An 18,408-nucleotide genomic window follows, 5' to 3' on the forward strand; every position below is an offset into this window, starting at 1 on the left:
TTAAAATTATGCAAATCCTGAATAGGGCCACCCTAAGTATAAAGGGTTAAAACCGGGCAAAAATCTAACTTGAGGTAGACCCCGGGAGATCTTGACTCAATACCCTCCATTTCCATCTGGGGATAGAGAAGCCTCCTGATTCCTGACTAGGGTACTCGTCAGGTAGGGCTACCCTGAAAAAATCCCGCTTGGGATGGCGATCGCCGTGACGAAACGTAGACCCAGATGCAATAATGCAATTTGTGGCAAATCATGCCCATGCTAACTCCAAGGTTAAACCCAAACTTTAGGTAAAAATGCCAGCCGATCGCGAGATGAACCGTGACCCCCTCCCCAGCAACCCACCCCAAACCACCGGAACCCTAGAATCCCGGCTGATTGTGCTGGTGCCTATTTTAGTCGGCGTCACCGTCGTATTATCGGCATGGCGAATGTTGCTAGGAGTCGCCGTGATCTCCGGACTGGGATGGGCTTGGAAACAATATCAAGACAAGGAACAACAACGACTCGCCAAGCTCAATGCCCTGTTTTATCAATTAATCCAAAATAACCAGGGACGGCTGACGGCCCTAGATTTTGCCATGCATGGGGACATTTCTGGGACTGAAGCGCAAGAATATTTAGAAGAACGGGCGCGCGAATTCGCCGCCGGATATGAAATCACCGATAATGGGGGCATGGTCTACTGTTTTTCCAGTATTAAATTGCCGGAACGCTACCAAACCATCGATGTCGCCAGCGTCCCCGCTATCTCGGAACCGGAAGCCCCCAAAGCCGTTGCCCCGAAAAAGCGCCGGATCGTGTTGCCACCACCGATGAATCAGACTGAACTGGCAACCCGGTTGGGGGTGCATCCGACTACGGTGAGTAAAAATAAGAACAAACCGGAATTTCTGGACTGGAGTCGGGAGAAAGATCCCGCCGGATTTGCCTGGACTTATGCACCAGCAACTAAACAGTTCTTTGCGATCGAGTCCGAGGGCGATCGTAAATCCAGGTGAGATACTTTAACCTGAAAAGTGAGAATAAGTAAGAAGGGACGTGAGACGACAAATGGCCTCTGTCCAGGTTTTATGCTTCCGACCAGGGTAGAATCAACCTAAACCGCCCATGAGGTAAGACTCCCCTTCCCCTGCCGAAAGACTTCTTTAACTCCGCCGAACTTTTTAGAATAGCTGCTCGTCAATGATATATTTTTGAGGTGAAATTGGCTCAATTTTCCCAATTGGTTAGCAAAAAATTAATCAACCATAGGGATTGACATTTAGCCGAACCTTGTGTCATAAAAGATATAACTTTCAAAACTTATCCATTGAGAGAAATCCCATCAGGGCAAGGAGCCAGACTACTAAAGCCGAATCACATCGGTTAACTTGAAGCCGTCGCGTAAGTTCGTAACGAAAAACTTGCGTGCAGTCCCCATCGGGGAAAGAGATCTTAGCGATCGCCGGGTCTAAAAATCGGGTGATCGCCGAGGAACTGATACATCATCAGGCGATCGGATTATATGCCACACCCGAACTCTAATCACAGTTTTAAGGTCCGCTACTGCTAGGGAGAATCAACCGTTTCCCTAGGGTCCCGCAACACGGGTTCAATGTCGTATCCCGCTACTAACCCGTTGTCCGATATCGACTGGATAGAGGTGATTTGAGTAGAGAATTGCAGTCGCTTATAAGGCGATCGGTTCCCTAACGCGATGAAATCCTTCCTCACTTGCATTCTTCAAAGTTCCATATTTTCACACTCAGCTCATTTGTCCCAAGGAGTCAAACCATGTTTAACTATTCAGTTCGTAAAATATTAGCGGTGGCTTTCCTGTCAGTTCCCTTAATTTTGTCCGGAGGAATCAACACAGCGAAAGCTCAAGATGCTGAAGATGTAGAATTTAAGCTGATTAATAACACCCAACGCCCGTTAACGCATTTTTACGTTTCCCCTACTGAGTCCGATGACTGGGGACCCGATATTTTGCTAGAGCAAGTGCTCCCGCCAGGAGGAGATACAATTGTTATCATTCAAGATGGCCTAGAGACCTGTAGTTATGACTTAATGGCAACGTTTGGACCCGGGCAAGGAGTTGGAAGCGGGGATGTTTACCAAACTGGTGTTAATGTTTGTGAAACAGCCGAATATACTTATGAATAAAATTTAGTAGAGTCCGGCAATTTCTCAATAAAAAAAGTTAATCTTTAGAGCTTAAAGTATCTAAAGATTAACTTAGCAGGGCTAGAGTGTTTCAAGAATTATCTAATTCCCTAAAGGAATAGATAATTCTTGCTCGCTAGAAAAATAGCGAGCAAGATGCTTCCATTTCTCTAGTTCTTACCCTTGAAAAAGGGGAAACTCTATCTAAATAGAGCCAAAATCGCATAAAAAAAGACGGAAGCTTCAATAGAAGTCCGTCTCCTTTCCTTACCTATCGTGCTTAACCGCGATGCACCTTAATCTTCTTATCCGGCTTTTGCTTCTTCACCCAAGCTAGAAACTTCTTCATTTGAGGTTCTTCCTGGAGTTTTTCTACTGTATTCAGTTCCTGCGCCAGTCGAGTATTATCAAAAAGTGCATGAACCTGACGATGACAAGCTGAACAAATCTCAACCTTCGGCCCTTTTGCGCCATCTTTTTGTTTCGGAATGAGGTGATGAACCGTGAGGTTCTCCATCTCTCGTTGGCAGAGTCCACACTGCATAGCATTCAAGGTAGAATAGGTATAAATAAGTAGGATGCACCGTAGCGCATCCTACTTCCTTTATTTATTTTGACGCACCGGCAAGGGAGTGTCCATAATCTCCATCAGTAAATCCAGTCGCGAGGGACGAGACAGCAAGGGGACGAGGTTCGGCAAGGAATAGTAATCTCCACCAAAGGTAAAGGTTTCTACCGGCAGGTGGTTCTTCTTGAGTTGGGTTTCTACCCAATTGCAAGAATGTCCCACTCGGACAATCAGTACATTTGGCATCACTGCCAGTTCGCGAGAGTAGGTTTGATAAACGTCGGCGAAATGGGGATGACCATTCTCACCTTCATCTGTGACTAGGATGATTTGATCTACCATCTGCTTTTTCCGACGCATGGCTTCTAAGGCACAACCGATACTGGTTCCTCCACCGGCTTTGATATGATCAAAAGCGCGTTCCCAGTCGCTTAATTCACTCCCTTCAGCCGTAACTGGGTAAGGCATGGTATCAAAGGCGTAGACATAGAGTGCCGCTTCGGAAATCCCAGAAATCATGGCAGCTAGACGCTTACCCACAGCGATCGCCGAATCCATTGAACCGGATTTGTCCACCAGCAACCCTGTGGGTTTGCTAATTTTCCCGCGCTTTTTGACTTGTTCATTGGTAATTTGCTCTAGCTGCGCGGTGGTGGCAGCATCCAGGTTAGCTGCCTCAGCAGCGACTTTCGCTTTGTAGGCAGAGACGCGATCGCTGGTTTGCGCTTTTTGTAATTTCTCCTCAATCAGTGCTTTGACATCGGGATGATCCATCGCACCTCGCGCTTGCAGGGATTTCAGGTTATTGATCACTTCCTGCGCCGACATGGAGTTAATCAGTGCGACTAAGACGGTTGGAGTTAACTGTTTAATGGCACCAACGGCGATCGGATAGGGGATATTATGTTCTACAATCAGCGCCGCTTGTTCTGTGGGATTGGGCGATTTTGCCAGTTGCTTCAGGATATAAGCCAGAGAATCCTGGGGGGGTGTGTTTTTAAACAGGACCGCATCGGCGCGATCGCTGGGTTTGATATGCAAGCTGGCATACAGATGTTTCATAGCACTCCGGTTGCGAAGTGCAGCGCGATCAAAAAAGCTGGCATTTTTTTCGCGATCGCGCAGGTATTGAGTCACTGCCGTGCGTGAGGAACGCGGTACTTTCCCCCGATGCTGCTTCATAAAGTCTACAATTCGTCCAACTTGATACGGTGCAAACCCTTGCAGCATCACGAACCCGGCTTCTCGATGTTCCGGTAACGGACTGGTGAGTAAATGTCCAATGAAGACTTCTTTATGATCCCGCACATCCCCATTTTTGTTATACCAAACCCCTAAATGACCGTAAAAAATTGGGTCTATTTCCACCATCAGTTGATGTAATTCCGCCACATCTTGCAGTTTACGGTGAGGGGTAGTCAGCAAACTATTCAACATTTCCAGTCTCAAATCACGTTCTGCTGCATCCATAAACATCCTCCTTCAGTCTAAATTATTTTTTTAAATGAGCTTTATCGCGGTACCCGAATTTATAAAGTATAGATATTTAAAGGAGTGCAAGCATTTTGCTCCCACTCCCCCAATGCACCTCACAACTCTGGGAAACGCTAGAAGTGAGCTTTAAATGAGTTGCAGATTTAACCTAAAAAAAGAACACTTCGCGCAAGTTAAAAAAGCCTGTCTTTCACACATGGGAGTCGAACCCACAAACCCTTTCGGGTACTCAATCGTTGGATCAAGCGCTTTTGCCAGTAAGCAAGTATGTAAGCTTTTTAAGTTAGGGCGCGAAGTGCTTGAATACTACAAGCCTGATGAAAACTGGAAAATTTAAACACCTCGTACAAGTCCAGAAAGCCATTGAATCATCCGCAGGGATTGAACCTGCTGCATTTACTTGATGAGAGTAAAGCATTACCAAAGTATGTAAGCTTTCTGAGTGAGGATACGAAGTGCTTGGATATTAAACCCATTTTGAACAAAAGAAAATTAAAACACTTCGCGCAAGTCAAGAAAGCCGTTAGTTCATACGCAGGAATCGAACCTGCTAGTGTTACTTTCCTAAAGTAATGCTCAACCTATGAGCAAGTATGTAAGCTTTTTAAGTTAGGGCGCGAAGTGCGGGGGTACACAAAACAGTGGAACACGGAAAATTTAAAACACCTCGTATAAGTCCAGAAAGCCGTTGCGTCATTCACAGGGATCGAACCTGCTGCATTTACTTGATGAGAGTAAAGCGTTACCAAAGTATGTAAGCTTTCTGCGTTGGGATACGAAGTGCTTGGATATTAAACCCGTTTTGAACAGCAGCAAATTAAAACACTTCGCGCAAGTCAAGAAAGCCGTTAGTTCATACGCAGGAGTTGAACCTGCTAGGATTACTAGGAGACAGTAATGCTCAACCTATGAGCAAGTATGTAAGCTTTTTAAGTGAGGGCGCGAAGTGTTCAGTTTTATCCAATCGGGGAGGTAGGGTCAGTCTCTAAAAGACCTACCTGGGCAAAGTTTTTAGAGAAGAAATCATGGTTAAGTCCTAAATTCTGATTAGCTTAACCGTAAACCGCTTCTGGGCGGACGATTAAATCACCGGAAGGACGCCGATCGCAGATGTAATCCTCGAAGCGATTTTCGCTGACTTCCAAGTGACGAGCAAGCTGTTGTTTAATAGCTGCATCAGTCATGGATGCAGTAATGCCAACTTGACTTTCTGTTCTGTCGTAGGAACGACCTTCAAAACGAATGTGAACCATGTTCTCTTCTCCTTGTTCTACAAGAAACAACGCCGTTCTAAGTAATATACTTCCTGGATAGAGTAACGGATTGGCTCGCCAGGATAAACAGGGTTGGCGTTAATGTCGTTGGGCTGATTTGAGGTTGGGTTTAACGGCTGCCGCTGAGTTTGAGGCTGAGAATTTTCCCAACTCAGGGGAAGCAGTTTTAGGTAGAATAACAAAGGAATACCTCCATCTGTTTCCGAAACAGCGTGGATTGCTTCGGGTTAGAATACCCTGAACTTATTCAGTTTCTAAGCGGGAGACAGGAGAAGTCTGGTGGAATTTTTTTTTGCTATACTCTTTAAATTTAACACTCGTATTATTCTTTGTCAAGAGGTTTTAAAAAAAATTCAACCGGCTTCAATAAGGCTATCTAGTGCTTTAAATAGCGAAACTTTGGCGAAAGATTGGCGAAACCCTACAGATTCATAAAGTTTCAAAGCGCCCGTGGGACTTTGGGCATCCACACTGAGTAGAATAGTTTCGACCCCAGCCGCTTGTAACTGCTGCATTCCTGCTAACAGAAGCGCCCGTCCGATGCCTTGATTACGGAAGCCCCGACGGGTTCCTAGGACTGTAATCCAGCCTTCATTTCGTCCAGTCTGGCGATTTTTTTCAGCATAAATTGTACAATAACAAAAACCGGCAAATTGCCCATCAGGAGAGACGGCTACTAAGTCAAAGGCGGGCCGATAAGGAAGATTTTCTAATTCATGATCCAGGCGATCGCGAGTTAAGGCGTGAAAATTCCAATGGTCAATAAAACTCTGATTGTACAGTTCAACCCAAGCATCACCATTCTTTTGCTGTTCCCCAATCTGCACCGTAAATTCAGGGGGGAACTGAGGAGTGGGTATCGGTTCAGCCGTGACTCGTTCCATGCGGAAAAAATAGCGATTGATGGCGAATCCACAGCTTTCTAAAAACCGAATGCGATCGCCATCAGTTTCCCTCGTGCCCGATCGCAAGCTCACCGGCACACCAAACTCCTGACTCACTTCCTGCATTCGTGCCTCACCCCATGCCACAATTTCCCGTTCCAGGGTTCCGCCTCGGAACATCGGATGCACCCGAAACCAGAGGAAACCATCCCGCACTTCACCGCATTCAGGAATCCAAAGTTGGGCGAATGCTATCAGTGTCCCCTCCGTAGTTTCCCAGAGGCGAAGATTGCGATCGCGATCGACCCAAGGGGCTTCAATTTCTTGGCGCAGTTCGGCGATCGAGCTTCCTTCATCCAGACAATCCACCGCCTCACAAGCATGAATCAAATCGGCGATCGCCTCTAAATCCGTTTCTCCAGTATAGGAACGTTTAGTTAAAGTTATCATCACTGTTTACCTCTTAAAATAAAGGGTGGTAGAGGAGTTGAACCTCTCTTGATCCGATTAAAAGTCGGATGCATCAACCGATCTGCCAACCACCCATTTTATCGCAGATCACCGGAAGCTGGAGGAGTCGAACCCCTACGGATTTCCACCGTACCCCAGTTTTCAAGGCTGGTTGCCGTCCAATCAGCAGCAGCTTCCATCAATCATGACTTAAATTATTTCATCCTCATGTTACTACCTCTCACTTAAATAAAACTCCGAAACTCCTCGGCTTGGACTCGAACCAAGAACCCTCCGGTTAACAGCCGGACGCTCCACCATTGAGCTACCGAGGAATAGTCCCTCACTTTAAAATGATGCGCGAAGCATTTCACAGGCAAGGGAAAGCCCCTTTGGATGGAGTCGAACCACCCACACCGATGTTCGTAGCATCAGGTCCAGATCCGCTGGCAAAGGGAAATCCACCAGGGAGGTACTGCCCCTCCTAACCCCGTGTTATCAGCACGGTGCCTCACTTTTCGGCCTCTAGTGGGTGGTGGAAGATGGAGGAATCGAACCCCTACAGTGACCTGTACTCTGGCTTTCGAGACCAGTTGCCGTCCATTCAGCAGCATCTTCCGCAGGGTGTCTGACGGGACTTGAACCCGCTAGGACTGGCTTCACAAACCAGCGTCTGGACCGCTTGGACTTCAGACACCATCAGTGGATCCGGCGGGGGTCGAACCCGCAACCTCTTCTTTGCAAGAGAAGCGTTCTCCCATTAGAACTACAGACCCAGATTAAGTAGACAATTGACTTTATGTGAGGCGATCGCGTTTGTTCGTGCAAGTGCGAGGAGCGTTTTGCGCTTTCTCAGTTACTTGAGGGACTCCGCCGATGGGTTGTTACACACTCTTTAAAGGATGGCTACTTTCAAGCCCACCTCTCGGGTTCTTCGTATTCCTCGTTCTCACGCGCCCACAGTTATTATGTGGTACTTTTCCTCTCGTACTCAAGTATGTAAGCTCCAAAAATTAGGTCACGCTTGGACGCGATCGCCTTAAGTTATCCGGTTTGAATTTCAGAAGATAATCCTCCTTTTTTAAGTAAAAAACAACAAGAGTGGTAGGACTCGAACCTACATAAACCGATTTAGAAAATCGGGACTTTTTCCAATTAAGTTACACTCTCTTTGATTGGTAGTCCTAGTCAGATTTGAACTGACACTATCTTGCTTGTAAGGCAAGCGCTCTACCATTGAGCTATAGGACTACAAAAGCGGGTGATGGGATTTGAACCCATGCACTGAAACTGGCAGACTCAGATGCTTACCACTACATCACACCCGCAACAAGCTGGTGACAGGAATTGAACCTGCAACCCATCGCTTACAAGGCGATCGCTCTGCCAATTGAGCCACACCAGCATCAAAAATTGGTGGCAGGGGCAAGATTTGAACTTGCTGATGTTCAGTTTATGAGACTGACGAGCCAACCATTGCTCCATCCCTGCATAAATCACCAAAATACCCCCGACTGGACTCGAACCAGTACCCCCTAGATCCTTAATCTAGGGCCTCTTCCAATTGGGCTACAGGGGCAAATATTAAATCAGGCCATCAGTTGGGTGGATTAAACCCAATACCCCTGACAGGACTCGAACCTGTAAAACACTCGTTCTAAGCGAGCGACGGTTTCCAATTACGTCACAGGGGCAGAAAAAATCGGGATGGTAGGATTTGAACCCACGACTCCTTGGCCCCAAACCAAGGCTTCTAAAACCGCTGAATTACATCCCGTTGGTACTCCTGGTGGGACTCGAACCCACACTTTTTTAAAAAACAGATTTTAAGTCTGCCGCGTCTACCAATTCCGCCACAGGAGCGAGAGAACCAAGGTACTCCCGGTGAGACTCGAACTCACAATAAATCGCTTTTGAGGCGATCGCGTTTTCCAATTACGCCACAGGAGCAAAAATTGGATGCCCCGCCAGGGATCGAACCTGGACTCTTCCGATTCAAAGCCGGAAATGTTACCCAATTACACCACAGGGCATTGTGAGATGGATGCCTGGGTTGGGGTCGAACCAACCTCTCCGTGATTCAGAGTCACAGCGACTTGCCAATCGTCCACCAGGCAATACCAGTCCCCCAGGTCGGTTTCGATCCGACGACCTCCTGTTCTTCAGACAGGCGCTGCTACCAACTGAGCTACCGGGGGATAAAGGAGAGAGAGGGATTTGAACCCTCGTCGGATCTGTTCAATCCGATCAGTCTTTCCAAGACCGCGCCATCAGCCTCTCGGCCATCTCTCCAGGGTGGGTGTCATACACCCAGATTATACAAAAAGGCGGAGAGGGAGGGATTTGAACCCTCGACGGTCGTTAAACCGCTCTTTCTTAGCAGGAAAGCGCCTTAAGCCACTCGGCCACCTCTCCAGAATGGGCCGGGAGGGACTCGAACCCCCATGTTCAGCACAATAGCACTTGATTTACAGTCAAGCTCCTTCACCCATTTGGATACCAGCCCATACAATGTGTGTGGCAGTGCCGACGGGATTTGAACCCGCAAACGCCGACTTGAAAGATCGGGGGCTTTACCAATTTGCCTACGGCACCACAGTTGGCGCAGGGACTGAGATTTGAACTCAGATCAACGGTTTTGGAGACCGTCATGTTAGCCGTTACACTATCCCCACGTTTGGTCGCAGCAGCAGGATTTGAACCTGCATCCACCCAGTTATGAGCTGGGGACTTTACCATTAAGTTACACTGCGAGATTGAACTCGTATTCCAGCCTTGAAAAGGCTATATCCTAACCATTGATGATGAGGTTATATCCATTTGCACCGCATTTTTTATCGGGATTTTTCCAAATTTAATCCCTGCTGAACGGGAGTGACGGGACTCGAACCCGCGACGACTTGTTCGACAGACAAGTGCTCTACGCTAACTGAGCTACACCCCCATGAAATCAGCAGTGGATTACATGGAATTTGGAAAAGTTTGGCGGTTAAGGGGGTGGGAATCATTCAAGGGAATAATTCCCACCGATTGAGTCCGCCATTGTTTCCGTTTTCATTAAATGGCCCTTTGATTATTCAGTTTTCAAGGTTCAAGGTGGGCGTTTGGGTGGAGCATTTTGCTCTGTCCCTCTCGCTTCATATTTATATACTACATACATACTACAAAACTGTCAAGGGGTTTTAGAAAAAATTTTTACTTTTTATTGAATTTTTTCTGTAACGCTTGCTCTGAAAGGATTTTATAGGAGGGTTTTGCTAAGAGGACTGCCTAAAATAGACATACTACAACGAAGAAAACCTGAAGTATGGACTGGATCCCAATGGGACAGGAGGAAGGGGGGTTCTGGTCTGGGGGAGAGTGGCGCTTACCGGGTTCGGGGATTGGACCTAAAACCGAGTAAAATCAGAAGGGTATCCTCAAAAAACAAGTCTATGTTGAAGCTATACTACAATCGGATTTCTTTTAACTCTCGCGGGGTCTGTCTCTCCTTATTAGAAAAAGGACTACCGTTTGAATTGGTCGCGATGAAACTCGATGGAGATCAGTTCCACCCTGATTTTCTTGCACTCAATCCGTTTCACCAAATTCCGGTTTTGGAAGATGAGGGATTTGTAGTCGTGGAGTCTTTGGCAATTTTGGATTACTTAGAGGCAAAATATCCCACTCCTTCTTTACTGCCCTCGGATCCGCAGATGTTAGCGACTGTGAAAATGATAGAACTTTTGACCTTAAATCAGATGATGCCACCGATGCGGCCCTTGATGATGAATTCGATGGGGCTTTCGGAAGAAAGCCCGGAAAAGTTGCAGGAAGCTAAACAGAATGTTGCTCGGGTGTTACGCTTTTTTGAAAGTAAATTAGCCGATCGCCTATATTTTGGAGATCAACAGCTTACCTTGGCGGATATTGTTGCCGGAACTGCCATCCCGTTTTTGCCGAGTCTGGGATTACCCTTGGAAGATTATCCTCGGTTAAAGGATTGGTGCGATCGCTTGATGACTCGTGAGAGTTGGCAACAAACCCAACCCACTGAGACAGAAATTACAGAAGTTAAAGCCCGAATGAAATCCCTGCTCTCTCAGCGGCAATAATGCCAATAATAAAGATGAGTGGCGATTTATGGATGGAAGTAACAGTTATAGGAAGGGTGTGGATGTAGTGCTGACAGAAGATAGAGAGTTGTGTTTGAGTGTAGGCAAATAGGGAGGGCGATCGCGTAACCCAATTAACGGGAGAAAGATTGGTTCACCCCGAATGAACCCAGTGGTTTCAAATCACCTGGGTTCATCGGCTTTAATCGACTTCCTTGAGTAAGGAAACTCCCGCATTCGCTTCCTCGGAACACTTGACGATATAAAACTCAGCCCGATCGCTCAAGGCGGTGAGAAAAACTCCAAAATCGTTCTGAGAATCCGTCGAGATCCAAGTCCCGCGTAGACTGACTTCAACATACTCGCTATCGGCAACGCAGATGGAAATCATGTCGCCTGGATCGTTTAATGCCTCCGCTTCCAGAAACTTCAGTCCGGGCAAATCTGTCGGCAGCAAAAACGACGCGCTAGAGGGGGCGATCGCGATGCTTTCACCCACTCGCATCGCCACGACAGCACGGGTCGCCACAACTTCCTCAATGGAGTCAGGCAGACGCTCTAGGTTAAAGCCGGTTTCAGTATAAATGAACTTCAGCATTGCCAGTGATCTCTCGTCTTTGTGAGTTATTCTTACTTCGCCTTGGAGTGAGAGTCTGAGTCGCCCGAACTTATGTGATTGACAACCAAGGGCGTTTATATCCAGAATTGTGAAACATCAAAAATTGATTGAACAATGGGCAATTCCCAATCTCAGATTCACGCGATCTAACGTCTTCCCTTGAGCTTTTCTCCTAAGAGTGTGCAGAAATTGTACATCAAATCTCAGGTTTCTCTCACTCGTACCCCTTCAAATCGCTCCAGAATTGTTCTGCAAATGAGATCGCTGGGTGGATAGGAGCCTTGAGTTTGCTTTTCAGGGACATTCCGGCTTCCATCGGCGTGCGATCGCCCTTGCGAGAATTGCAACTCATACAGGCGGTTACGACATTATCCCAACTGTGACTCCCGCCTCTGGATTTAGGCAAGACATGATCTAGGGTTAAATGTTTCGTACTGCCGCAGTATTGACAGGCATGGTGGTCCCGTTTAAGCACTTCCCGACGGTTGACTGGAGGCACTTTCCAAATCCGTTCAGTCCCTGTGATAGTCAGGCGGATATGGGGAGGAACCATCACCACTTGAGAGGGCGATCGCACCTCATACATTTGAGGGGGCTCTAGGCCAAAGTCCTCACTATTGCTGCCATCGCTTAACTCCAAGGGTTCTGCCTTGCCTGCAATTAACAGGACAATTGCTCGTTTAATGTTGACTCGGCTAATCGGTAAGTAGTTTTTAGAAAACACCACCACCGATTTTGCTAACACATCAGTTATGCTATTCACGACTCGACTCCTTAAAAAAAACAGCCCCCACTTCCATTCGTTAGGGGAAGCGGGGGCTGAAAAAACTCTTATTATTAGGGTCTTCTCGTCCTATGGGGGTACAGCATCTCATGGCTGTCCCTGCCGCTTCTTGTATGAATATTGGCCCATCCTGGTCGGTAACCAAACGGGGTTTTAAACTCCTCGCTCATCTGTAAATCTTGGACCGCATTACTATGATACTCAACCTTCCCGATGGACTCCAAAGCTGTAGCCGATGTCACGAGGCGATCGCCTGCGGCAACATCACGGCCCAAGCCATTGGCATACAGTCCGGTGTTCATAGGAAGGGGGGGTAAAAAGTTCACGGTTAGATTTTTTGAAAGCAAGGACTTGAATTCTCCACCAAACATACTACACTAATATTACAGAGAATGTAAACCCTTCTGAGGAAAAAAGTTATGTCTGCGATTACTCGAACACCCACCACCGAAATGGAAGTCACCAGCATCCGCCTAGAGAGATCTCTGAAAGAAAGCCTCAAAGCCATCTCTGGGAATCAAGGCTATCAAGCCTTGATTCGAGACGTGCTCTGGAATTATGTTCAGCAAAAATCAGGAGAGTATCGACCTTCATTTTCCAGAGAGGATATTCGAGTCAGTTTAGATGCGACGGCCCAACGAGAGGAACGGTGTGTCCTCACCGGCAAAGTGATTCGACCCCAAGAACCCATGTTATTAGGGTTAACCACCGGCGGCGATATGGTGCCGCTGAGTATAGAGAGTCTGGTTGGATAGTCGCATCTCCCGCCTTCTTGTGGCTGGAGGAAGCCCAGGGCTGGGATTGTAGTGCTTTTGGGGTTACAAATTTAGAGGCGATCGCATTGAATCGGCGATCGCCTCTGTCGTTCTTCCCGTCCCATCGGTCCCCTACCCATCCCAATTTCCGGGGAGGGGACCCCACAAGGGTTAATTATTCCGATCGCCGATAATTTCCCACGCTTCTGCAATCAGTCTGGGTGCGGTTTCTGCCGGAATTTTCAGCGCTTGAGCCAGTCTATCCAAATAATGGGATTCTTCTGGCGTCACCTTGCCATCAACAATTGCAAAGGTGGCAGCTACGGCAAAAGCACCTTCAACCATATCATCGGGCAGGGCTTCAATGGCGGCATTAAACAAGGCCGAAGTCCCTTGACGGTCCCAAATTTTATCGACTTTGGCGGAAATTTTGTGGATATCTTCTGCTGCATACCCCTTCATCGCGCCACTTGCCATCAACTCATGGAGTAACTCCGATTGTTGTTCAGACATTTGACCATCGGCATAAACCACAATCAACGTAATGGCAAACAACGCTTCCACAGGCGTGAGTTTTTCCGTTGATTTCGCATAAGTTTGGAACAGTTTGTCATACTTGCTCATGGCATCCCCCGCTTGCGAACTCTCCAAAGTGAACCGGCGTTACTGCATTCCAGGTAATATCTGGCGAATCAAATCTGACGTCACGCGATCGCTGACAGTTGCCGCACCGATTTGGGTGGGTAACACAAACCGCACTTTTCCATCTTTCACTTTTTTATCCGTTTGGAGGGTGTCAATAATTTCCTCAAGGTTCAATCCTTCCGGTAATTTTGTCGGCAACCCAGCTTTTTCAATCAAGGCAAACTGACGGCGATCGCACTCCTCATCCCAGAGTCCCAACGCCACCGCTAACCGCGACGCCGCCACCATCCCGACTGCCACCGCTTCCCCATGATTTGTTCCCTTATAGTGCGTCAAACTTTCCACCGCATGACCAATGGTATGACCATAATTCAGAATTGCTCGCAATCCCGCTTCTTTTTCATCTTTGCCGACGACATCCGCTTTACTTTGGCAAGAACGGGCGAGAATTTCTTCCAAAAATCCGGCATCTACATAGCGCAACTGATCCAACCGTTTTGCCTGTTCCATCTGGGTGAATAACTCCAAATCCCAAATCACCCCATACTTAATCACCTCAGCCATTCCGGCTCGAAATTCCCGCACGGGGAGAGTTTTTAGTACCTCGGGGTCGATCGCCACCAACTTGGGTTGATAAAATGCCCCAATCAGATTTTTCCCCTGGGGATGATTCACCCCAGTTTTGCCCCCAATGGAAGCATCCACCATCGCTAAAAGGGTAGTGGGAACTTGAACAAAATTAATCCCCCGCAACCAAGTCGCTGCCGCAAATCCGGTCATATCTCCCACGACCCCACCGCCTAAAGCAACCATTGTGGAAGACCGTTCTAGGCGCTGTTCCAGGGCCGCATCGTAAATTTTTTGAATGGATCGCAGGGTTTTGTATTGTTCTCCTGCCATCAGGATGCAGGTGGATACGTCAAATCCTGCGGCAGTTAAAGAGGACCGTAGGCGATCGCCATACCGTCGATCCACCACGGGGTTGGACACCACTAACACTTTTTTCCCCAACTTCAGGGGCTGCATTTGCGCCCCGAGTTGATCTAAGGATTGAGGGGCGATCGCAATATCGTAAGAGTCCTGGGGCAGATTGACGCGGATAACAGACGGCATGGTAAACAACCCATTCACTAAACCTAGAGGGCTGTATTGTATCGCAAGCCATGATTCAATGGTGGGTAGCGATTTTAAATGGAGATACTTCTCAATGTCTGGAATCCTTGCTTATGCTTTGATTGTCGGTGGAGCCTTCGTCAGTGCCGTGGTCCTGATGTTCGGATTGCGTGCCGTCAAGCTGATCTAATCCCAAATTCAGTTGCTAAAGACCTAAGATAATACTCTTCAGCCTGTGCAGGCGGGCTTTGTTCCTGTAGCCCCAGGCTTGAGCCTGTGAGTGTTTATTCTTATAACCCGCTAAGGCGGGTTTTTTTATGGCAGCAACTTTAGATGGGAGGTGCAGGGAAGAATGAGGCGATCGCCCCGGATGGAAGGCAAAGAAGATTGCAGGTATTAAAAATAAACCCCAGATGCAACCCGCGATCCCCAAAGTTCCGTATTTTTGCGGAGACCTCCTACTAATGGCACTTTGAGCCAAAGATCTGCGTCAGATGAGAGTGGGTAAGCAGCATCAATCTGTATTAAATTTACTTTTATTTTGCAAGTCTTCAGGAGTGCAGTCGGCTCTTTTTTTTGTGACCCTACAACCCATACTGACCCGATGAATCTGTCCTTGATCAACCCCTTCCGGTTATCGCGCCTCACCGTACCCCTGTGGTTTTTTGGCTTTGTCCCGTATAAATTGGGCGAAGCCTTATTAATCACCCTACTGCCTTTATTTATCGTTCAAACCGTCAATGGCAGTGTGACGGATGTCGGACGAGTCCATTCCCTGACTTCCCTCGCCGGTGTCATTGCTTTTATGGTTTGGGGGAATCTTTCCGATCGCCTCAAACTGCGCCGACCCTTCCTCATCCTGGGATTTTGTGGGTTTGCCCTCTGTACCGCCCTCACGGCGACTGCGCAGGGAATCGAGCAAGTCATGATATTCTGTACCCTCGGTGCATTTCTCATGGCCGCCATTACCCCGGTTGCTTCCGCCCTAGTCATTGATGGCAACCCAGAAGAGCGCTGGGCCAGTGCTTTTGGGCGATTTTATCAGATTTCCGGCTGGAGTTTTGTCGGGGGCGTTCTGTTGGGGGCCAGTTGGTTAGCCTTCATTCCCCTTCACTGGACGAATCTCGGACTACGATCGCTGTTACTCTTAGCCAGTTGTGCCGCTACACTCAGCTTGATTCTCTGCTGGAAATGGGTCAAAGAACCGCGCAAGAGTTCAGAACACCGCCAGTATCAGCCCGAGTTACATCATGTCATCTCTGTGGCCGTGATTGAAAGACGGGCGATGTTTTATTCCTCGCGAATGCTGTATTTTATCCTGCATCCATCATGGCCGGTTAACCTGATTCAGAACTTCTCTAGTCCCCTGCTGGTTTACTATGCTTGTGCCGCAGTCTTTTTCTTTGCGGTGAATGTCGTCTTTGTCCCCTTTCCCATTTTTCTGACCACCCATTTAGGGGCAACCAACACCCAAGTTTTATTGATCAGTATGGGTAAAGCGGCGATCGAGGCATTCTTTTATCTGCCAATGGCGCGGTTTATCCAAAAACGCAAAGGGGTTCACCTCCAAGCTGGGGCCACTGCCGTCCGCGTTGTCGTCTTCCTGATTTTCTCCCTGGTGGCGGTGATGCCTGTCCATCCCCTGAGTTTGCCCATTGTCGGCCTCGCGCACCTCTTAACCGGCTTAACTTGGGCTGCAATCAGCATTTCTAGCACTACGATTGTTGCGACCCTTGCCCCCAAAGGTCAAGAAGCGATCGCAATGGGTTCCTATAATTCCCTCATTGGAATTGCCACAATTATCGGCAGTCTCGTAGGCGGGATGATCGCGGTTTCTTATGGATATAGTGCTTGTTTCATCACAGGTGCAATCTTAATGGGTTTAACCGCAGCCCGCTTATTTTGGATCGCCAGAATGCCGAACCTAATTTTCCAAAAAGAGGGAAATCGGCACCCGTAAGCCTTCCTGCCCTATATTCTGACTAATTCCCGGATTTTGGTGACTGTTGGGATGCCAAAAACTCCCGAACGACTTCATCATATCGACGAAATTCCCCATCCACTTGATAATTCATTTGTTGCATTTCTGCTTCAGAAATTAACCCGGACAGTTGAAGAATAACGGGTTCTAACTCCGGATATTTTTCTAAGGTTTCAGTCCGAATGATGGGAACGGCTTGATAAGGGGGAAAATAATTTTTATCATCTTCTAGGACAACCAGCCCTAATTTATCAATCAATCCATTCGTAGAATCCCCGGCGATTAAATCCACTTTTTTATAAACTAAAGCCCGGTACATTAATCCTAAATCCATGACTTCGGGAGGGCGGACAAAGGTTAGCTGATAGGTCGCCGCCAAGCCGGGAAAGCCATCTTCCCGACTCATAAATTCATAGCCGAATCCGGCGGTCCATTGGGGAGTATATTCCGCCGCATCGGAGAGGGTTTTTAAATTTAACTTGCGCGCATCTTCTCCCCGGACCATGATAGCAAAGGTATTATTAAACCCTAATGGAGGCATCACGGTTAAGTTAAATTGCTCTTGATAGGCTTGTTTGACCTTCTGATAAACAGTTTCTGCGTCCGAGATGGGGGTCTGGTTTAAAATTGCGGTAAAAGCTGTACCCGTATATTCAATATAGGCATCAATTTGGCCGGTTTTGAGGCCATCATGACAGAGGAATGTCCCGCCTAAATTTAACTGGCGATCGACCTTTAAATTAGTTTGGGATTCTATTTGTTGAGCGAGGAGTTCTCCGAGGATATTTTGTTCGGTGAAATTTTTAGAGCAAATTACAATATCAGCCTTTCTGCTAGGGCGGGAGTTGTCAGGTTGGCATCCGGCAACTGTCCCGAGAGTGAGGGTACAAAGGGCTAAGAATAAAACTTGTTTTGCCTTCATTTTTTAACCGTTAAGTGATGTTCAAGCCAACCGATCGCCCCATCGGCAATTAAGGCGATCGCCGCTGCGGGAACGGCTCCAGCTAAAATGAGTTGATTGTTCACCATTGAAATGCCTTGAAAAATCAATGCCCCCAATCCACCGGCCCCGATCGCTGCCGCAATGGTTGCCGTTCCCACCGAGATTGCCGTTGAGACTCGCACCCCAGCTAAAATCACCCCCATTGCCAAGGGAATCTCAACTTGGGACAACAATTGCCAATCGGTCATCCCCATTCCTCTTCCCGCCTCCCGAATGGCGGGATCTACCCCAACAATGCCCGTATAAGTATTGCGAATAATCGGTAATAAGGCATATAAAGTCAGGGCAAAAATAGCGGGAATAGCTCCAATTCCGCCAATGATAGGAACAGAAATTAAAAACCCAAACAGGGCTAGACTGGGAACCGTTTGCAGAATATTGGCAACCCCCAAAATTGCAGAAGATAGCTGGGTTTTTCGAGTAATCAGAATGCCTAGGGGAATCCCCACGCTAGTGGCAATGGTAATGGCGATCGCCACTAAAAATAAATGTTCACCACTACGGCGTAAAATTTCTTCACTATATCGAATCAGAAAAAACTCATCCATTATTCAGGCTGATAGAATTAACGACGTTGGATTGATAGCGCAACGGCT

General features: G+C 47.5%; 18 protein-coding genes and 25 tRNA genes. 6 read left to right on the forward strand and 37 right to left on the reverse strand.

Annotation, left to right across the window (positions count from 1 at the left end; translation table 11 throughout):
• The first annotated feature begins 296 nt into the window (after window positions 1–296).
• Entirely contained in the window at window positions 297–1,001 is a 705-nt protein-coding gene (locus NG796_RS15685) for a hypothetical protein (protein ID WP_261207792.1), read from the forward strand.
• A 550-nt stretch (window positions 1,002–1,551) separates the two neighbouring features.
• Here the strand turns inward: NG796_RS15685 and NG796_RS15690 are convergent.
• The gene (locus tag NG796_RS15690; protein ID WP_261207793.1) at window positions 1,552–1,722 is read right to left on the reverse strand and encodes a hypothetical protein; all 171 of its coding nucleotides are present in this window, start codon (window positions 1,720–1,722) and stop codon (window positions 1,552–1,554) included.
• 54 nt (window positions 1,723–1,776) lie between these two features.
• Between NG796_RS15690 and NG796_RS15695 the strand changes: the two genes are divergently transcribed.
• Window positions 1,777–2,148, forward strand: coding sequence for a hypothetical protein (locus tag NG796_RS15695; RefSeq protein ID WP_261207794.1), 372 nt, complete (start codon window positions 1,777–1,779; stop codon window positions 2,146–2,148).
• Window positions 2,149–2,428: 280 nt separating this feature from the next.
• Here NG796_RS15695 and NG796_RS15700 read toward each other — a convergent pair whose 3' ends face one another.
• The 29 genes from NG796_RS15700 to NG796_RS15840 form a co-directional block, all read right to left on the reverse strand.
• Window positions 2,429–2,692: an HNH endonuclease gene (locus NG796_RS15700; protein WP_261207795.1), complete on the reverse strand. Its 264-nt coding sequence runs from the start codon at window positions 2,690–2,692 to the stop codon at window positions 2,429–2,431.
• A 60-nt stretch (window positions 2,693–2,752) separates the two neighbouring features.
• Complete coding sequence (locus NG796_RS15705) at window positions 2,753–4,192, reverse strand: vWA domain-containing protein (protein WP_261207797.1); 1,440 nt, start codon at window positions 4,190–4,192, stop codon at window positions 2,753–2,755.
• Window positions 4,193–5,262: 1,070 nt separating this feature from the next.
• The gene (locus NG796_RS15710) at window positions 5,263–5,463 is read right to left on the reverse strand and encodes a hypothetical protein (RefSeq protein WP_261207798.1); all 201 of its coding nucleotides are present in this window, start codon (window positions 5,461–5,463) and stop codon (window positions 5,263–5,265) included.
• A 374-nt stretch (window positions 5,464–5,837) separates the two neighbouring features.
• Entirely contained in the window at window positions 5,838–6,818 is a 981-nt protein-coding gene (locus tag NG796_RS15715; RefSeq protein WP_263012222.1) for a GNAT family N-acetyltransferase, read from the reverse strand.
• 22 nt (window positions 6,819–6,840) lie between these two features.
• Window positions 6,841–6,913, reverse strand: a tRNA-Lys gene (locus NG796_RS15720).
• Window positions 6,914–6,930: 17 nt separating this feature from the next.
• A tRNA-Ser gene (locus NG796_RS15725) sits at window positions 6,931–7,016 on the reverse strand.
• A gap of 65 nt (window positions 7,017–7,081) precedes the next feature.
• Window positions 7,082–7,153, reverse strand: a tRNA-Asn gene (locus NG796_RS15730).
• 288 nt (window positions 7,154–7,441) lie between these two features.
• Window positions 7,442–7,515 (reverse strand) — tRNA-His (locus tag NG796_RS15735).
• A gap of 6 nt (window positions 7,516–7,521) precedes the next feature.
• Window positions 7,522–7,594: transfer RNA gene (locus NG796_RS15740), tRNA-Ala, on the reverse strand.
• Between the two features lie 320 nt (window positions 7,595–7,914).
• A tRNA-Arg gene (locus NG796_RS15745) sits at window positions 7,915–7,988 on the reverse strand.
• Between the two features lie 6 nt (window positions 7,989–7,994).
• Window positions 7,995–8,069, reverse strand: a tRNA-Val gene (locus NG796_RS15750).
• Window positions 8,070–8,074: 5 nt separating this feature from the next.
• Window positions 8,075–8,146, reverse strand: a tRNA-Gly gene (locus NG796_RS15755).
• Window positions 8,147–8,150: 4 nt separating this feature from the next.
• Window positions 8,151–8,223 (reverse strand) — tRNA-Thr (locus NG796_RS15760).
• Window positions 8,224–8,232: 9 nt separating this feature from the next.
• Window positions 8,233–8,310: transfer RNA gene (locus NG796_RS15765), tRNA-Met, on the reverse strand.
• Window positions 8,311–8,323: 13 nt separating this feature from the next.
• Window positions 8,324–8,397 (reverse strand) — tRNA-Leu (locus NG796_RS15770).
• Window positions 8,398–8,438: 41 nt separating this feature from the next.
• Window positions 8,439–8,512 (reverse strand) — tRNA-Leu (locus NG796_RS15775).
• Between the two features lie 8 nt (window positions 8,513–8,520).
• A tRNA-Pro gene (locus NG796_RS15780) sits at window positions 8,521–8,595 on the reverse strand.
• 1 nt (window position 8,596) lies between these two features.
• Window positions 8,597–8,681, reverse strand: a tRNA-Leu gene (locus NG796_RS15785).
• Window positions 8,682–8,694: 13 nt separating this feature from the next.
• Window positions 8,695–8,768, reverse strand: a tRNA-Leu gene (locus NG796_RS15790).
• A 6-nt stretch (window positions 8,769–8,774) separates the two neighbouring features.
• Window positions 8,775–8,851 (reverse strand) — tRNA-Gln (locus NG796_RS15795).
• Window positions 8,852–8,859: 8 nt separating this feature from the next.
• Window positions 8,860–8,935, reverse strand: a tRNA-Gln gene (locus tag NG796_RS15800).
• 7 nt (window positions 8,936–8,942) lie between these two features.
• A tRNA-Phe gene (locus NG796_RS15805) sits at window positions 8,943–9,016 on the reverse strand.
• 4 nt (window positions 9,017–9,020) lie between these two features.
• A tRNA-Ser gene (locus tag NG796_RS15810) sits at window positions 9,021–9,110 on the reverse strand.
• Between the two features lie 36 nt (window positions 9,111–9,146).
• Window positions 9,147–9,233, reverse strand: a tRNA-Ser gene (locus NG796_RS15815).
• A gap of 4 nt (window positions 9,234–9,237) precedes the next feature.
• A tRNA-Tyr gene (locus NG796_RS15820) sits at window positions 9,238–9,324 on the reverse strand.
• Between the two features lie 12 nt (window positions 9,325–9,336).
• A tRNA-Glu gene (locus tag NG796_RS15825) sits at window positions 9,337–9,413 on the reverse strand.
• Between the two features lie 5 nt (window positions 9,414–9,418).
• Window positions 9,419–9,493: transfer RNA gene (locus NG796_RS15830), tRNA-Trp, on the reverse strand.
• 3 nt (window positions 9,494–9,496) lie between these two features.
• A tRNA-Ile gene (locus tag NG796_RS15835) sits at window positions 9,497–9,571 on the reverse strand.
• A gap of 116 nt (window positions 9,572–9,687) precedes the next feature.
• Window positions 9,688–9,762, reverse strand: a tRNA-Asp gene (locus NG796_RS15840).
• Window positions 9,763–10,252: 490 nt separating this feature from the next.
• On the opposite strand from NG796_RS15840, the gene NG796_RS15845 reads away from it, so the two are divergent.
• The gene (locus NG796_RS15845; RefSeq protein ID WP_261207800.1) at window positions 10,253–10,912 is read left to right on the forward strand and encodes a glutathione S-transferase family protein; all 660 of its coding nucleotides are present in this window, start codon (window positions 10,253–10,255) and stop codon (window positions 10,910–10,912) included.
• A 202-nt stretch (window positions 10,913–11,114) separates the two neighbouring features.
• Here NG796_RS15845 and NG796_RS15850 read toward each other — a convergent pair whose 3' ends face one another.
• From NG796_RS15850 to NG796_RS15860, 3 genes are all read right to left on the reverse strand, one after another.
• Entirely contained in the window at window positions 11,115–11,510 is a 396-nt protein-coding gene (locus NG796_RS15850) for an alr0857 family protein (RefSeq protein WP_261207801.1), read from the reverse strand.
• A gap of 235 nt (window positions 11,511–11,745) precedes the next feature.
• Complete coding sequence (locus NG796_RS15855) at window positions 11,746–12,294, reverse strand: HNH endonuclease (RefSeq protein ID WP_261207802.1); 549 nt, start codon at window positions 12,292–12,294, stop codon at window positions 11,746–11,748.
• Window positions 12,295–12,368: 74 nt separating this feature from the next.
• Window positions 12,369–12,641, reverse strand: coding sequence for a hypothetical protein (locus NG796_RS15860; RefSeq protein WP_261207803.1), 273 nt, complete (start codon window positions 12,639–12,641; stop codon window positions 12,369–12,371).
• A gap of 93 nt (window positions 12,642–12,734) precedes the next feature.
• Here NG796_RS15860 and NG796_RS15865 point away from each other — a divergent pair, with 93 nt between their 5' ends.
• Complete coding sequence (locus NG796_RS15865; protein ID WP_261207804.1) at window positions 12,735–13,070, forward strand: hypothetical protein; 336 nt, start codon at window positions 12,735–12,737, stop codon at window positions 13,068–13,070.
• Between the two features lie 171 nt (window positions 13,071–13,241).
• On the opposite strand, the gene NG796_RS15870 is transcribed toward NG796_RS15865, so the two are convergent.
• Both NG796_RS15870 and aroB read right to left on the reverse strand, forming a co-directional pair.
• Window positions 13,242–13,694 (reverse strand): tellurite resistance TerB family protein, encoded by a 453-nt coding sequence (locus tag NG796_RS15870; protein WP_261207805.1) that lies wholly within the window; start codon window positions 13,692–13,694, stop codon window positions 13,242–13,244.
• A 39-nt stretch (window positions 13,695–13,733) separates the two neighbouring features.
• Window positions 13,734–14,828, reverse strand: a complete 1,095-nt coding sequence (gene aroB, locus NG796_RS15875; RefSeq protein WP_261207806.1) for a 3-dehydroquinate synthase — start codon at window positions 14,826–14,828, stop codon at window positions 13,734–13,736.
• A gap of 94 nt (window positions 14,829–14,922) precedes the next feature.
• Here aroB and NG796_RS15880 point away from each other — a divergent pair, with 94 nt between their 5' ends.
• Complete coding sequence (locus NG796_RS15880; RefSeq protein ID WP_015148453.1) at window positions 14,923–15,018, forward strand: cytochrome b6-f complex subunit PetL; 96 nt, start codon at window positions 14,923–14,925, stop codon at window positions 15,016–15,018.
• A gap of 414 nt (window positions 15,019–15,432) precedes the next feature.
• Window positions 15,433–16,788 carry an MFS transporter gene (locus NG796_RS15885; RefSeq protein ID WP_261207807.1) on the forward strand — a complete coding sequence of 452 codons (1,356 nt, stop codon included), beginning with the start codon at window positions 15,433–15,435 and terminating at the stop codon, window positions 16,786–16,788.
• A gap of 22 nt (window positions 16,789–16,810) precedes the next feature.
• On the opposite strand, the gene NG796_RS15890 is transcribed toward NG796_RS15885, so the two are convergent.
• Entirely contained in the window at window positions 16,811–17,731 is a 921-nt protein-coding gene (locus NG796_RS15890) for a glycine betaine ABC transporter substrate-binding protein (RefSeq protein WP_261207808.1), read from the reverse strand.
• Window positions 17,728–18,360 carry an ABC transporter permease gene (locus tag NG796_RS15895; RefSeq protein WP_261207809.1) on the reverse strand — a complete coding sequence of 211 codons (633 nt, stop codon included), beginning with the start codon at window positions 18,358–18,360 and terminating at the stop codon, window positions 17,728–17,730. The genes NG796_RS15890 and NG796_RS15895 overlap by 4 nt, the downstream gene beginning before the upstream one ends.
• Window positions 18,361–18,408: the final 48 nt, after the last annotated feature.

Origin of the sequence: Laspinema sp. D2d (assembly GCF_025370755.1) — a bacterium.
GTDB lineage: Bacteria > Cyanobacteriota > Cyanobacteriia > Cyanobacteriales > Laspinemataceae > Laspinema.

Bases quoted from the DNA above. Each gene is read 5' to 3' on its own strand.
- NG796_RS15685 (WP_261207792.1), top strand. From the start codon at position 297: ATGCCAGCCGATCGCGAGATGAACCGTGACCCCCTCCCCAGCAACCCA.
- NG796_RS15690 (WP_261207793.1), bottom strand. From the start codon at position 1,722: ATGCAAGTGAGGAAGGATTTCATCGCGTTAGGGAACCGATCGCCTTAT.
- NG796_RS15695 (WP_261207794.1), top strand. From the start codon at position 1,777: ATGTTTAACTATTCAGTTCGTAAAATATTAGCGGTGGCTTTCCTGTCA.
- NG796_RS15700 (WP_261207795.1), bottom strand. From the start codon at position 2,692: ATGCAGTGTGGACTCTGCCAACGAGAGATGGAGAACCTCACGGTTCAT.
- NG796_RS15705 (WP_261207797.1), bottom strand. From the start codon at position 4,192: ATGTTTATGGATGCAGCAGAACGTGATTTGAGACTGGAAATGTTGAAT.
- NG796_RS15710 (WP_261207798.1), bottom strand. From the start codon at position 5,463: ATGGTTCACATTCGTTTTGAAGGTCGTTCCTACGACAGAACAGAAAGT.
- NG796_RS15715 (WP_263012222.1), bottom strand. From the start codon at position 6,818: ATGATAACTTTAACTAAACGTTCCTATACTGGAGAAACGGATTTAGAG.
- NG796_RS15845 (WP_261207800.1), top strand. From the start codon at position 10,253: ATGTTGAAGCTATACTACAATCGGATTTCTTTTAACTCTCGCGGGGTC.
- NG796_RS15850 (WP_261207801.1), bottom strand. From the start codon at position 11,510: ATGCTGAAGTTCATTTATACTGAAACCGGCTTTAACCTAGAGCGTCTG.
- NG796_RS15865 (WP_261207804.1), top strand. From the start codon at position 12,735: ATGTCTGCGATTACTCGAACACCCACCACCGAAATGGAAGTCACCAGC.
- NG796_RS15870 (WP_261207805.1), bottom strand. From the start codon at position 13,694: ATGAGCAAGTATGACAAACTGTTCCAAACTTATGCGAAATCAACGGAA.
- aroB (WP_261207806.1), bottom strand. From the start codon at position 14,828: ATGCCGTCTGTTATCCGCGTCAATCTGCCCCAGGACTCTTACGATATT.
- NG796_RS15880 (WP_015148453.1), top strand. From the start codon at position 14,923: ATGTCTGGAATCCTTGCTTATGCTTTGATTGTCGGTGGAGCCTTCGTC.
- NG796_RS15885 (WP_261207807.1), top strand. From the start codon at position 15,433: ATGAATCTGTCCTTGATCAACCCCTTCCGGTTATCGCGCCTCACCGTA.
- NG796_RS15890 (WP_261207808.1), bottom strand. From the start codon at position 17,731: ATGAAGGCAAAACAAGTTTTATTCTTAGCCCTTTGTACCCTCACTCTC.
- NG796_RS15895 (WP_261207809.1), bottom strand. From the start codon at position 18,360: ATGGATGAGTTTTTTCTGATTCGATATAGTGAAGAAATTTTACGCCGT.